Origin of the sequence: Arthrobacter oryzae, from assembly GCF_037911235.1 — a bacterium.
Classification (GTDB): domain Bacteria; phylum Actinomycetota; class Actinomycetes; order Actinomycetales; family Micrococcaceae; genus Arthrobacter; species Arthrobacter oryzae_E.
On the sequence record NZ_JBBLYW010000003.1, the window covers coordinates 149,524 to 163,500 of the forward strand.

Genomic DNA, 13,977 nt, shown 5'->3' on the forward strand with positions numbered 1-13,977 from the left:
TGGGCGTTCGACAAGCTCGATCACCAGCACTGTCAGTGTCCCCGGATAGGGTGGAACCCATGGCAACAAAGACTTCCCGGGCGTCCAAAGCCCCGGCCTACAAATGCGCCGAATGCGGCTGGACCACCGTCAAGTGGGTGGGGCGCTGCGGCGAGTGCCAGGCCTGGGGCACGGTTGAGGAAACCGGCACCGCCGTTGCCCGTACGACGGCGGCCACCACAGTCCTGGAGCCCGCCCGCCGGATTGCCGACGTCGACGCCACCACCGCTGCTTTCCTGCCCACCGGAGTGGACGAACTGGACCGCGTGCTGGGCGGCGGACTGGTCCCGGGCGCGGTCATCCTGCTGGCCGGTGAACCCGGAGTGGGCAAGTCCACGCTCCTCCTGGATGTTGCGGCCAAATTCGCCCGCACTGCCCAGGACGTCCTCTACATCACGGGTGAGGAATCCGCTGCCCAGGTCAAGCTGCGGGCGGACCGGATCGATGCGGTAGCGGAGTCCCTTTACCTCTCGGCCGAAACGGACCTCGGCCAGGCGCTCGGGCAGGTGGAGAAGCTGGAGCCGCGGCTGCTTGTGGTGGACTCCGTCCAGACGCTCAGCAGTGCCGACGTCGAAGGCAGCGCCGGCGGCGTCTCGCAGGTGCGCGAGGTGGCCGCCTCCCTCATCGCCGCGGCCAAGCGCCGCAACATGACCACCCTGCTGGTGGGACACGTGACCAAAGACGGCTCCATCGCCGGCCCGCGCCTCCTGGAGCACCTGGTGGACGTGGTCTGCCAGTTCGAAGGCGAGCGCCACTCCCGGCTGCGGTTGCTGCGGGCCGTCAAAAACCGCTACGGGCCCACGGACGACGTCGGCTGCTTTGACCTCAACGAGGACGGCATCGTCGGCCTCGCCGATCCCAGCGGGCTGTTTGTCTCCCGGACCAAGGAGCCCGTGTCCGGGACGTGCATCACCGTGACCCTGGAAGGCCGCCGGCCGCTGCTGGCCGAAGTGCAGTCGCTCCTGGCCGAGAGCGCCAGCTCGCAGCCGCGCCGCGCCACCAGCGGCCTGGACAGCTCCCGGGTGGCCATGCTGCTGGCCGTGCTCCAGCAGCGCGCCGGCTGCCTGCTGCACAAGGACGATTCCTATGTGGCAACCGTCGGCGGGGTGAAGCTCAGCGAGCCGGCAACCGACCTTGCCGTGGCTCTGGCCGTGGCGTCGGCCAAGGCGAAAAAGCCGCTACCCATCCGGCTGATCGCGTTCGGCGAGGTGGGCCTTGCCGGCGAAGTCCGTCCCGTTCCAGGCATCAACCAGCGCATCCAGGAAGCCCACCGGCTGGGCTTCACCCACGCCGTGGTCCCGGCAAGCCCCAACGGCCCGGGACCCGTTCCTGCCGGTTTCTCCGTCCGGGAAGTCGGGCACCTGGCCGAGGCCCTCAGCCTGCTCATCAGCTGAGCGTCACCCCGGCGGGGAGCGGCTGTGGTTACAGATTCTTCCCCGAAGACGTGCCTCCACAAGCGACTTAGGACCCTAGTGCGGTTCAGGAAGCGGGCGCACTGTTGGGGTAGGAAGCACATGCCACGAAGGGAGCAGCCATGATGTGGGGTTACGGTCTGGACATGGGCTGGATGTGGCTGTGGGGAGTGCTGATGCTGCTGGGCATAGCCCTGCTGGTGCTGGTTGCCGTGCGGGTGTTCTCCGGCGGCCGCGCAGGGTATCAGGGCGGCTTCCCTCCTCCCGGTCAGCCGGGACCCGGGGGCCACTGGCCGGGCCGTAGCCGGGCCCGGCAGATCCTCGACGAACGGTTCGCCAAAGGGGAACTGACCCCCGACCAGTACCGCGAGCAGGTCAGGGTACTCGGCGAGGAACCCTAGTGCCTCCGGCAAATCCCCCATCAAGCCCGCCGTCGGGCCCGCAGCCTTTCAGCCAGCCCGGCCCGCCACCAAGCCCGCGTCCCAAGGTCCGCCGGCCGATCAGTAGGCGCAGCGCGCTGCTCCTGGGCGGCCTTGGCGCGGCCGGCACGGCAGTGGGCGGAGCAGGCCTGTGGTGGACCCTGGCTTCCCGGCCAACGTCGCGGACAGCCCCGGAGACCGGTGCGGAATTGTCGCAGCCATCCGAGCTGCGGAGCGCCGGCGGCCGGCTGGAGGTCCGGCTCGACGCCGGCCCGGGCCAATTCCAGCTCGCCGGGCGGCAGGCCCGGGCTCTGGGCTACAACGGCGGAATTCCGGGTCCCACTCTCCGCCTGCGGCCGGGCGATGTGCTGAGCGTCCGGCTGGCCAACGGTCTTGACCAGCCAACCAACCTGCATGTCCACGGACTGCACGTCTCCCCGGAGGGCTCCGGGGACAACGTGTTCGTCATGGTAAATCCGGGCGCCGCCCATGACTACGAGTACCGCCTTCCCGCGGACCACCCTCCCGGAGTTTTCTGGTACCATCCCCACCACCACGGCATGGTTGCCGACCAGATTTTCGCTGGCCTCTTTGGCGCGATCATCGTGGAAGACGCGGAACCCGTGCCGGTCAGCACGGAACGCGTTCTAGTCGTTTCCGACACCACGCTGGATGGCGGCGGGAACGTCGTCCGCGTTTCGCAAATGGAGCGGATGCTGGGCAGGGAAGGCGAACTCGTCCTGGTCAACGGACAAAGCAATCCGGAATTCACAGCAGTGCCGGGCACGCGCGAGAGGTGGCGCATCATCAACGCCTGCGTGGCCCGCTATCTCTCGCTGCGGCTCGACGGCCAGCAGCTTCAGCTGCTGGGAATGGACTCGGGCCGGTACCGTACGCCGTCGGACGTGGAGGAACTGTTCCTGACCCCCGGCAACCGGGCAGACGTACTGGTCACCACAGCCGCCGGGGACTCCATCCTGCGTGCCGCGTACTACGACCGGGGCAGCATGGCCGGCATGATGGGCCAGGGACGCGGCCCCGGGCAGACGGGCCGGCCGGACACGGCGGGCCCGGCGTTGGCCACGCTGCGGGTTGCCGGAAGCACCGAACCCTCCCCCTCCCCTTCGGCTTCCCCGCTGCCGCCGTTGCAGCTTCCGCTGCCTGGTGTCCCGGAACCGGAGGACCTCAGGACAGCGGCCGTGGCGGCGCGCCGGCAGCTCACGCTCTCCTCCGGCATGGGCATGGGCATGGGCGGCGGCATGATGGGGTTCACCATCAACGGCCGCGAGTTCAACGCGGCGCGAACGGACACCACCGTCACGGCGGGCACGGTGGAGGAATGGACGCTGACCAACCCGAGCCCCATGGACCACCCGTTCCACCTGCACGTCTGGCCGATGCAGGTGATTGAGGAGGGCGGCCAGGCACTGCCGCGCCCGGAGTGGCGCGATGTGGTCAATATTCCCGCCCAGGGGCGGGTGAAGGTCCGGGTCGCTTTCCGGGACTTCGCAGGGCGGTCCGTCTACCACTGCCACATCCTGGACCACGAAGACCTCGGAATGATGGGCGTCATCGAAGTCCGTTAGGCGGGTCACTTACCGGGGCGGGGCAGTCCCCGCACAAAGGGTGCTTTTCCCAAAGCGGTCCGTTCAACGCGTTCAACAACGTGTACATCCACTTGCGTGTCCACGACACCGGCTTCGGTGAGCGCGGCGGACATCGCAGCCCGAACTCCTTCAGCGGAAGCTCCGGGAGCGAGACCTGCGAGCAGCACGCGAAGCCCCGAGCGCTCCTGGATAACTTGCCATCCCGAACTCCCGGCCTCATCGAGAAGGTGGTGGAACACGATCGGATGGACATTCACACTTCCTGCTTTTCCTGGCAGCTGCAGAATGTCTTCGATCCGCCCTTCGATGTCCTCCAGAAGGGTGAAGGAGCGTCCGCAGGGGCAGCCCCGACCGCCCAGCCTCACTGTGTCGGACATTTCGTAGCGGATCAGCGGCAAAGTCCGGGAGAACAGGACTGTGACCAGGAGCTTTGACCCGGCTGTCCCGGCGGGCACGGGCTTCCCGGCCTGGTCCACGGGTTCGATGATCAGCAGATCCTCGTAGACATGGCGGTTCCGGTAGGTGCAGGGGGAGGCGATCCCGGCCGTTTCCGTGGCGGCGTAAACGTCGAAGGGCGCGCTCCCCCACGCGGCCTCCAGTTCGGAGGCGGTCTGCGGGCTGAGGACTTCAGAGGCGGACATCACGCCCTGCGGGGAGATGTGCAGCCGCCCCGAGCGTTGCTCTGCCGCGAGAGGTTTGAGTGCTGAGGCGTAGCCGACCAGGATCCGGGGCTGGAACCGGTTCAACGCGGCGACCGTCTCATCCATGGGCGCGGTGACGTCCAGACGGAGCGCGGGAACGAGTCCGGAGCGCAGGGATGCACCGACGACGGCGGACTGGTGGGTGGGGACGCGGGAGCTGACCAGGGCCATTTTCAGCGGCCGGGTCAGCCCGGCGGAGATCCCGGCCCAGTCGTTCGCACGGGCGTAGGAAGCCAGGACGGTCCCCCATTCGGAACGGTTCCAGGCGAACGTTCCGCGCCGGCCTGTTGTTCCGGACGTTGCCGCAGCCCACCACCGGCCGTTCCACGGCGCCCCGGGGTCTCCCCCGCGCTCCGTCAGGGACCGCAGGTGGTTCTCCAGGTCCGCCAGCCTCAAGTCCGGGGTGGTGACGGCCTCGTCGAAGTGGTCCATCAGGTCCGCTTTCGTCACGGACGGCAGCTGGTCCAGGGGTGCGTCGTGCAGGCCGGCGTGATGGCGCCGGTAGAACCCGGAGCCGGCGTAGGCTGCCCGTCGCAGTTCCTGCAGGGCGTGTTCCTGGTGGGCGGCGATCCGGGCGGCGTCCCAGTGGTCCCTTCTCCGCCACGCGGCCCGCAGGAACAGCACCCGGCAGATGAGGCGGAGGTCCATGGCGGGGTGGGTCTAGCGGGTCCCGGCAGGGGCTAGCGGCCGGGAAGCACGCGCGGGGGTGGCCTCGGGTGTTTCCGGTCGGGGAAGCCGGAGCCTCTTGAGCAGGAGGGCGTTGACGGCGACCAGGAAGCTGGACCCGGACATCGACAGCGCTGCGATTTCCGGGCTGAGGACGATCCCGGCGAAGGCGAAGACTCCTGCCGCGATGGGCAGTGCTATGGCGTTGTACCCCACGGCCCAGCCGAGGTTCTGGCGCATCTTCCGCAGGGTGCCTTTCCCGATCCGCAGGGCGATGGGCACATCCAGCGGGTCCGAGCGCATGAGCACGAGGTCGGCTGTTTCGATGGCCACGTCGGTTCCGGCGCCGATCGCGATGCCGAGGTCGGCCTGGGCCAGGGCCGGGGCGTCGTTGACGCCGTCGCCGACCATGGCGACCTTCTTTCCCGCCTGTTGAAGCTCGGCGATCTTCGCTGATTTGTCTCCGGGAAGCACTTCGGCGATGACGGTGTCGATGCCCAGCTGGGCGGCGATCCTCCGGGCGGTCGCTTCGTTGTCTCCGGTGAGCATAACGACTTCGATCCCGGCCTCGTGCAGGGCTGCGACGGCGGCGGCTGCCGTTTCCCTCGCGGCGTCCGCCAACGCGATAACCGCCGCGGCCCGGCCGTCCACGGCGACGAGCACGGCGGTCCGTCCGGTGTCGGCAAGTTCATCGCGCACTGCGGCCAGCGGGCCCAGGTCTATTCCTTCGTCGGCCATGAGCTTGCGGTTGCCCACCAGAACCCGTCGCCCGTCCACGGTAGCGCCGGCCCCGTGACCGGGAACGTTCAGGAAATCCGAGGCGGCCAGAACGGATGCACCGTGTTCACGGGCGTGCCGGACCACGGCCGCAGCGAGGGGATGTTCGGATTCCTGCTCCACGGCGGCGGCCAGGGCCAGGAGTTCGTTTTGGCCAATTCCCTCGACGACGACGTCGGTCACTTCCGGTTCACCCTTGGTCAGGGTGCCGGTCTTGTCCATCACAACGGTGTCGATCCGGGCAGAGACTTCCAAGGCGGTGGCGTTCTTGAACAGGACGCCCCGCTTGGCGCCGAGCCCGGTGCCCACCATGATTGCCGTCGGCGTGGCAAGCCCCAACGCGTCGGGGCAGGTGATCACGACGACGGTGATGGCGAACAGCAGGGCGGCCTGGACACCGGCGCCGAGGGCGAGCCACGCGGCGAACGTCACGGTCCCCCCGATCAAGGCAACCAGGACCAGCCAGAACGCGGCCTTGTCGGCCAGGCGCTGGCCCGGGGCCTTGGAGTTCTGGGCTTCCTGGACGAGGGCCACGATCTGGGCCAGGGCGGTGTCGGCTCCGACTTTGGTGGCCCGGACGCGCATCGTGCCTGTGGTGTTGATGGACGCACCAATCACTTCCGAGCCGATGGTCTTGGTCACCGGAAGGCTCTCGCCCGTGACCATGGACTCATCGACCTCGGACTGGCCGTCCTCGACTTCCCCGTCAACGGGGATTTTGGATCCCGGCCGTATCAGAAGCAGATCTCCGGTCTGGACTTCGGAGGTGGGGATCTCGACCGTGTCGCCGTCGCGGATGACCACCGCGACCGGCGGGGCGAGCTCGAGCAGCGTGCGGATGGCCTCGTTCGCTCCGCCGCGTGCGCGCATCTCGAACCAGTGGCCCAGCAGCACGAAGGCGGTAAGGACGGTCGCTGCTTCGTAGAACACCTCACCGCCGCCGGTGAGGGTGACCCAGACGCTGTAGAGCCACCCGGTGCCCACGGCGATTGCGACCAGGACCATCATGTCCAGGGTGCGGGCCTTCAGCGCCCTGTAGGCGCCGTCGAAGAAAATCCAGGCTGAGTAGAAAATGACCGGCAGGGACAGGATCAGGGCCATGACGTCGTCACGGAGCCCGAACGGCGTCGGAGCGGTGAAGCCGAACATGTCCCGCCCCATCGGGGACCACAGCGTCACGCCCACTGACAGAATCGCGGCGACCAGGAACCGGTTGCGCATGTCCTTGACCATGTCATCCATAGACATGCCGGCGTGGTGTCCGCCGTGGCCCATCATGTCCTGCGGGGTCCGGGTCATCTCGCCATGCTGGTCCACGCCATGGCCGGCATGGCCGACTGCCGGCGGGTGGACATGCCCGGCGGCCGTTTCCGCCGTTTCCGGTGCATGGCCTGCGTGCATCGTCCGGTGATCACCCTCCACCCGATGCACTGTCTCGTCCATCGGGTAGCAGACGTGGTCGGGGACTGATTCGCCCCTGCAGTGGTATCCACAGTCCCGGATCCACCCGGAGATCTGCTCCACCGAGGTCACGGACTGGTCGAAGCTGACGGTCGCGGTCTGGGCGACCGGATTCGCGTCGACGGCGGCGACTCCGGGCCGCTGCATCAGAACGTGTTCCACCACTGCTTTGGATGTGGCCCAGTGGAGGCCGCGCACTTGAACGACAGTGCTCTTTAGCGGCGCGGTTACGGCTCCTCCGGCGGCCGGTTTCGAGTCAGTCATGGTGCGTCCTTTCGCAGAGGTATCCGGGGAAGACAGCGGGCGGTTCAGCTGCTGTCGGACCTTCACTGCGTAGAGGGCACCGCCCGCGACGTCGTTTTCCGGTTAAGCTGAACATATACCCCCCAGGGGTATGCGTCAAGGTCCCGCCCAGGACCCGCAAGTGCCCCTGCGGTTCACTATCGTCTCGTCCGGCCCGTGGCGTCAGAGTCTTTGGTCCCCGCGCCCGCCCCAGGCGGCCACCTCTTGCTCAAGATACCCCTAGGGGGTATGCTTTGGATGTTGCCAGTGACGTGGTTTGTCCAGGCCCGGGCCGTTACAGCCGTTCAACCGCAACAGCTCTTCCTTATCCCTCGCTTCGAAGGAAAACTGACATGTGCGGAACACCCGAAACACGAACCCAGCTCCCCTTGGCCTCAACCGCGCAGCAGGGCTGCAGCTGCTGCTCGCCCGCCACTGAAACGCAGGCCGCTGCTCCGGCCGCCGGAAAGCCGGAGCTTCCGGCTTACTCAGCGCAGTACGCCCTTGAAGGGCTGACCTGCGGACACTGTGTCCAGACCGTTGAAAAGGCCGTGTCCGGCGTGTCCGGGGTGGAGTCGGCAACAGTGGAGCTGGTTCCTGGCGGCACGTCGCGGCTGAGCGTGAGCGGCACCGCAGACCGGGATGCGCTGGCTGAGGCCGTGCGCTCCTCCGGCTATGTCCTGGCCGGCGCGAAGTAGGCAGACGCGCTGAGCCGAGGAAGCACACTGATGCCGGAGACCAGCCAGGGAAACTCCTCCTACGGTCAATACTTTGCGCGCGTGGGTCCGCGCATGGATGCCCGCGGGGCGGCAGCCCACCGCAGGCGCCTCGTAGAGGCTGCGTACGGGGCCGTCGTCGAAATCGGGGCGGGCTACGGCGCCACCTTTGCCTACTACCCTTCGGCCGTGACCAGCGTCCTGGCGCTTGAACCGGACCCGACGCTCCGGGCGCTGGCGCTGGCCGAGGCAGCCGAGGCACCGGTTCCGGTCGCGGTTCACGACGGCGTGGCCGAGTCACTGCCGGCGGCGGACGAAACGGTGGACGTGGTGGTCTCCAGCCTGGTCCTCTGCAGCGTCGCGGACCAATCCGCTGTCCTGGCGGAGGTGCTGCGGGTCCTCCGGCCTGGCGGCATGCTGCTGTTTTATGAACACGTCCGTTCGGAACACCGCGTGCTTGCTGCCGTCGAGGACCTGCTCACGCCCCTGTGGAGCCGGGTGGGCGGAGGCTGCCACCTAAACCGCGACACCGCCGCCGGGATCGCAGAAGCAGGGCTCACACTGCAGAACGTGGAGCGTTTCGGATTCTCGGCACTCCCCGGCAATCCGCGGCTGGCCCACATTCTTGGTGCGGCGGCAAAACCCCGGGAATGACTCGGCTGAGAGGAGTATGAAAAAAGGGACGCCTGCCGTGTTGGCAGGCGTCCCTTTTGTCGACTATTCGAGCCCGTTGTGGACCCGGCCCTAGGCTTTCTTGGGCGGCAGCGCCAGCTTGAAGACCTTGGCCCAGGTGGAGCCGACCTGCTTCCACATCGGACCGGTGGTGTACGGCAGGCCGTACCGCCTGCAGATCTCCTGCACCTTCGGCGCCACCTCGGCATAGCGGTTGGACGGAATGTCCGGGAAGAGGTGGTGCTCGATCTGGTGCGAGAGGTTGCCGGTCATGAGGTGCATGAACTTGGAACCGGAGATGTTGGCTGAGCCGATCATCTGCCGCACGTACCAGTCACCGCGGGTCTCGCCTTCCACCATTTCCTCGGTGAAGGTGTCCGTTCCCTCGGGGAAGTGGCCGCAGAAGATCACTGCGTGGGCCCAGACGTTGCGGATCGCATTCGCGGTCAGGGTGCCGTAGAGCGCCTGCTTGCCGGAGCCGGTCAGCATTGCGACGGCGGGGGTCGCAGCGTAATCCTTGGTGAACTGCTTGAGGGCCTTGACCCCGAGGGCCTTGAGGTCCTTGACCAGGGCTTCCTTGGACTTGTTGCCCTCTTTGAAGTCCTGCAGCTCGAGGTCGTAGATCGCGATGCCCCACTCGAAGACCGGCGCCAGGATGGCGTTGTACAGCGGGTTGCCCAGGTTGAACGGCTTCCACTCCTGCTGGGGATCCATGCGCAGGAGGTTGTATCCGACGTCGTTGTCCTTGCCCACCACGTTGGTCCAGCGGTGGTGCAGGTCGTTGTGGGTGTGCTGCCAGGCGCGGGCCGGCGTGACGAAGTCCCATTCCCAGGTGGTGGAGTGGATGTCCGGGTCCCGCATCCAGTCCCACTGGCCGTGCAGCACGTTGTGCCCGATCTCCATGTTTTCCAGGATCTTGGCCAGGCTGAGCAGGGTGGTGCCGGCAACCCAGGCACCCTTGTTGCGGCTCACCAGGAGCGTGGCGCGGCCGGAGATCTCCAGTCCGCGCTGGATCTTGATCAGGCGGCGGATATACGCGGCGTCGGAGGCTCCGCGCTTGGCCAGGATGTCGTCCTTGATGGCATCAAGTTCGCGGCCCAGCTCGGCCACCTGCTCGTCGGAGAGGTGCGCCGCGGCCGGCGGACGGACCAGGGGGCTGCCTGAGGTGGCCAGCGCCCCGCGCCGCGTCTTCGCAGCGGGCACAACGGTGTCTTCCGTGGACTCGGCTTCGTGGTTGGTAACTATTGCCATGCTGTGGTGCTCCTCAAATGTCGAGGTTAACGGGTCCGGCGGCTGCCGAAACACACGTCTGGATTAGTTGGCCCGGCTCACCGTGGACTTCGCCGGTGCGCAGGTCGCGGACATGCCCGGCCCGCAGGGGGATGAGGCAGCTGTGGCAGATGCCCATCCGGCAGCCACTTGGCATCAGTACGCCGGCATCTTCGCCGACGTCCAGTAGCGTAGTGCCGCCGTCCGCCTCCACCTCGCGGTCGGAGGCCTCAAAGGTGACCAGGCCGCCGTCGTGCCCGGCCCCGGCGGCCAGGCTGGTGGTGAAGCGTTCGATGATGAGGTTGATCGGATCGGCCGCAAACGGCCCTTCCGGCTGGTGGGATTCGCCGCCAGCGGCGGAACCTTCAGCGGCGGAACCCTCGGCCGCCGCGGCGGCTTCCGCGGACCACAGCGCTTCGGCGTCGTCCAGGAAGCCTTCCGGCCCGCACGCATAGGCTGCGCGGTGGCGCCAGTCCGGGCAGAGCTCGTCAAGCAGCGCTGCGGAGGAAAAGTCCACCCGTCCGCGTTCGCCGGTAAACCAGTGCGTGACCTTAAAGTTGGGGAACTGGTCGGCGAGCTCCGACAGCTCTTCCCGGAAGATACTGTCTGCCGGTGTCCGGGCTGAATGGATCAGCACGACGTCGGCATCCGGGCGGTGCGGCACCAGCGTGCGCACCATGGACATGACGGGCGTAATGCCGCTTCCCGCAGTGAGCATGAGCAGCGGGCGGGGGTGCTCGGGGAGGACGAAGTCGCCCTGCGGCGGGGCCAGGAACAGCACGTCACCGGGACGGGTGTTGCGGACCAGGACACCGGAAACGGCGCCGACGTCAGTCACCGTGATGGCGGGATCCTGGCCGGCGGGAGCGCTCAGGGAATAGGAACGCCAGTGCCGCACGCCGTCGAGTTCGACGCCGATGCGGGCCCACTGGCCTGCCTGGTGCGCCTTCCAGCCACGGCCTGGGCGGAAGAAAATGGTGGCGGAATCGGCCGTCTCGGCGACCACCCTGGTGACCACGCCGCGCAACTGGCGGGCGGAGAACACAGGATTGAAGAGCGACAGAATGTCTTCTGGAGCTAGCGGGGTGGTCAGTACAGATGCGGCGCGCGCCAGCTTACGGAGCCGGATCATGTTATTAACCTTATGTTGGATCGAGGCATATTTCTTCTCCCAAGGCATACGATCGAACGTTCTAAACTGTTCCCCCGAAACAACTTATGGAAGTCTCTCATGAACCCTCCGGCCTCGAAGAGTCCCGCAGCCCCCGCGTACGAGCCGCCGTGGCTCGCCCTGCCCCGGGAGGTGAGCGACCTGCTGCGCCCCAGGATGCCCGGCATAGTGGAGGCCATCATCGACGCCGTCCCCCAACTGGTTCCTGCGTACGCCAGGCCCATCGAAGGCCGGTTCGGGCGGGGGCTGCGGCGCGGAGTGGCTGCGGCACTGGAGAGGTTCCTCCAGCTGCCCGGCACCAGGCTGCCCGCCCTGTCCGAGGAAAGCCGGGAGCTCGTGGCGGGCCTCGGCAGCGGCGAGTTCCGCCAGGGCAGGAGCATGGACGCGCTCCTGAGCGCGTACCGCATGGGTGCCCGGGTGACGTTCCGGGAGATGTCGCGGATCTCGATGGAGAAGGACCTGGGCCAGAGCGTTGTGGTGGACCTGGGCGAATCGATCCTGGCCTACATCGACGAACTGTCCGCCGTGAGCGCCGAGGCCTACGCCTTTGAACAATCCGAGCGCGCCGGGGCGGTGGACCGGCGCCGGACCGAACTGCTCGAGCTGCTGCTGATGGGCCAGGCGGACGAGGCCGCGCTGCGGCAGGCGGCCTCCATGGCCGACTGGTCGCTGCCGGCACGGCTCGTGGTGGTCACGCTCCCGCTGGACCGGTCGGCCGGGCTCCGGCTGCAGCTGGGGCCGGGGACGCTGGTGGTGGAACGCGAGACGGATGCCGTGGCGCTTGTTCCCGCCAGGAAGTCCGACTCTGCCCGGAGCGCGCTGGAGAAGGCACTGAAGGGCCGGTCCGCTGCCGTGGGGCCGGCCGGCAGCTGGGAAAAGGTGCCCGACTCGCTGCGGCTGGCCGTACTGGCCGCCTCGGTGCTGCCGCCGAGGGAGGACCCCGAGGATCCGCCCATCTGGGCCGATGACCACTTGGCGCAGATTATCCTCGGCTCCGAACCATCGGCCGTCGCGGAGCTGGCGGAGCGCAGGCTTGCGCCCCTGGAAGGATTGCGACCGGCCCAGCGGGAAAGGCTGGCCGAGACCCTCCTCTCCTGGCTGCGGCACTGGGGCCAGCGGGCCCCGGTGGCCGCGGAGCTCGGCATCCATCCGCAGACCGTGGGGTACCGGGCGGCGCAGCTGCGTGAGCTCTTCGGCGACGCGCTGGAAGACCCGCGGGCGCGGTTCGAGCTGGAACTGGCCCTGCATGCGGGGCGGCGCTAGGAGCCCGGTCATCGGCCGGCTGCCATTGCGCTCCGGCTTTGCAGCCGCAGCTCGAGGTCGTTCATCACGACCGCGGCCAGGTCCTCCAGCGCCCGGACGTCCTCCGCAGTGAACTCCCGCGGCTCCCGGTCCAGGATGCAGAAGGTCCCGAGGTTGTAGCCGTCGGGCGTGCGCAGCGGCACCCCGGCGTAGAACTGCAGGCCGAACTCACCTGCCACCAAAGGATTAGCCAGCGTGCGCGGGTCCGTGACAGCATCCGGAACCACCCACGCATCGTCCTGCAGGATGGCCGAGGCACAGAGCCCGGGGTCCCGCCCGATCTCGCCAACCTCCGTGCCGTGATGGGCCTTGAACCAGATCCGGTCATGGTCCACCACGCTCACGATGGCCACGGGCACGGAGAACATCCGTGCCGCCAGGCCGACGATCCGGTCGAAGGTACCGTCCGGGGGTGTGTCCAGGATCCGGTAACGCTCGACGGCGCGCATCCGCGCCTCTTCATTCGCGGCCTCCTTCGCGGCAGCAATGTCCGACGGCGTTGCTGCCGCCAGCGCTTCGGCGGAACTTCCGGACGCTGGCGTTCCGGAGGCTGGTGTTCCTGACGCTGCCGGAGTTCCGACGCTCCGGCGGCGGCCGGCAGCGCTGATCACCTCCTGCCGGAGGGCAAGGGAAACTTCCCGGGCACCCGGCCGGGCCGTCGGCTCCCGGGACAGCATGGAAGTAAGCAGGTCAGCCCATTTGGGCGCCACGCCCTCGGGAATGTGCGGGTCCCGCAGGAGCCGCGCCATGGCCGAGGCGATCGGCGCGCCGGGGTACGCTGGCTTGCCGGTCAGCCCCTCGAGAAGGACCAGTCCCAGGGAGTAAACATCGCTCGCCGGCCCCACCGGTTCGCTCGCGGCCTGTTCGGGGCTGAGGTACTGCGGTGTTCCGGAGCTTTCAGCGGGGCCGCTCTGCCGGCCGTCGCCGAGGATCATGGCCACGCCGAAGTCGCTCAGTTTGGCGCGTGGCCGGCGGTCGTCGTTGTTGTAGTCCACCAGGAGGATGTTGGCGGGCTTGACGTCGCGGTGGACGATGCCGTGGTGGTGGATGTAGGCGAGTCCATCCGCGAGGTCGTGGCCGATCAGCGCCAGGTGCGCGGCGGAGAGGGGGCCCTGGGCCGTGCGTTCGCGGAGGTCGGGGCCGCGGACCAGTTCCATGACGAGATATGTGCGGCGTTGCCGGGGATCGCTGAGGTCCGCGCCCGCGTCCAGCAGCGTTACCAGCGCGTGGTGGCTCATTCCGGCCAGGATGCGCACTTCCTCGCCCTGGCGGCGCGTGTGGTCCACATTGCATGGGTCATCGCGGAACAGCTTCACCGCAACGTGGCGCTGCAGAAGTTCGTCGAAGGCCCGGTATACGCCGGACTGGCTCCCCCGGCCAATCAGGGCCTCTATCCGGTACCGTCCGCTCAGGAGGTAACCGGGTTCCATGCTCGCAGCCATCAGGCCTCTCGGCTATAGATTTAATAAGTAGGCTTATGATA

11 protein-coding genes are annotated in these 13,977 nt (G+C 67.9%); 6 read left to right on the plus strand and 5 right to left on the minus strand.

Annotation, left to right across the window (positions count from 1 at the left end; all coding sequences use genetic code 11):
- Positions 1 to 59 precede the first annotated feature (59 nt).
- From radA to WMN78_RS01105, 3 genes are all read left to right on the plus strand, one after another.
- Positions 60 to 1,433: a DNA repair protein RadA gene (gene radA, locus WMN78_RS01095; RefSeq protein WP_340531527.1), complete on the plus strand. Its 1,374-nt coding sequence runs from the start codon at positions 60 to 62 to the stop codon at positions 1,431 to 1,433.
- Positions 1,434 to 1,573: 140 nt separating this feature from the next.
- Complete coding sequence (locus tag WMN78_RS01100; protein WP_340531528.1) at positions 1,574 to 1,852, plus strand: SHOCT domain-containing protein; 279 nt, start codon at positions 1,574 to 1,576, stop codon at positions 1,850 to 1,852.
- A gap of 98 nt (positions 1,853 to 1,950) precedes the next feature.
- On the plus strand, positions 1,951 to 3,456 hold the full coding sequence (locus tag WMN78_RS01105) for a multicopper oxidase family protein (protein WP_340531556.1): 1,506 nt from the start codon (positions 1,951 to 1,953) through the stop codon (positions 3,454 to 3,456).
- Positions 3,457 to 3,461: 5 nt separating this feature from the next.
- On the opposite strand, the gene WMN78_RS01110 is transcribed toward WMN78_RS01105, so the two are convergent.
- A complete protein-coding gene (locus WMN78_RS01110) occupies positions 3,462 to 4,826 on the minus strand; it encodes a phenylacetate--CoA ligase family protein (protein ID WP_340531529.1) in 1,365 nt (454 codons plus the stop codon).
- 12 nt (positions 4,827 to 4,838) lie between these two features.
- Positions 4,839 to 7,346 (minus strand): heavy metal translocating P-type ATPase, encoded by a 2,508-nt coding sequence (locus WMN78_RS01115; RefSeq protein WP_340531530.1) that lies wholly within the window; start codon positions 7,344 to 7,346, stop codon positions 4,839 to 4,841.
- A gap of 371 nt (positions 7,347 to 7,717) precedes the next feature.
- Between WMN78_RS01115 and WMN78_RS01120 the strand changes: the two genes are divergently transcribed.
- Complete coding sequence (locus WMN78_RS01120; protein WP_340531531.1) at positions 7,718 to 8,062, plus strand: heavy-metal-associated domain-containing protein; 345 nt, start codon at positions 7,718 to 7,720, stop codon at positions 8,060 to 8,062.
- Between the two features lie 30 nt (positions 8,063 to 8,092).
- Entirely contained in the window at positions 8,093 to 8,734 is a 642-nt protein-coding gene (locus WMN78_RS01125; RefSeq protein ID WP_340531532.1) for a class I SAM-dependent methyltransferase, read from the plus strand.
- Positions 8,735 to 8,824: 90 nt separating this feature from the next.
- On the opposite strand, the gene WMN78_RS01130 is transcribed toward WMN78_RS01125, so the two are convergent.
- Positions 8,825 to 10,003: an acyl-CoA desaturase gene (locus WMN78_RS01130; protein ID WP_340531533.1), complete on the minus strand. Its 1,179-nt coding sequence runs from the start codon at positions 10,001 to 10,003 to the stop codon at positions 8,825 to 8,827.
- 13 nt (positions 10,004 to 10,016) lie between these two features.
- Positions 10,017 to 11,153 (minus strand): ferredoxin reductase, encoded by a 1,137-nt coding sequence (locus tag WMN78_RS01135; protein ID WP_340531534.1) that lies wholly within the window; start codon positions 11,151 to 11,153, stop codon positions 10,017 to 10,019.
- Positions 11,154 to 11,252: 99 nt separating this feature from the next.
- Here WMN78_RS01135 and WMN78_RS01140 point away from each other — a divergent pair, with 99 nt between their 5' ends.
- Positions 11,253 to 12,455 (plus strand): helix-turn-helix domain-containing protein, encoded by a 1,203-nt coding sequence (locus tag WMN78_RS01140; protein WP_340531535.1) that lies wholly within the window; start codon positions 11,253 to 11,255, stop codon positions 12,453 to 12,455.
- An 8-nt stretch (positions 12,456 to 12,463) separates the two neighbouring features.
- Here the strand turns inward: WMN78_RS01140 and WMN78_RS01145 are convergent, their stop codons facing one another.
- Positions 12,464 to 13,924, minus strand: a complete 1,461-nt coding sequence (locus WMN78_RS01145; protein ID WP_340531536.1) for a GAF domain-containing serine/threonine-protein kinase — start codon at positions 13,922 to 13,924, stop codon at positions 12,464 to 12,466.
- Positions 13,925 to 13,977 lie beyond the last annotated feature (53 nt).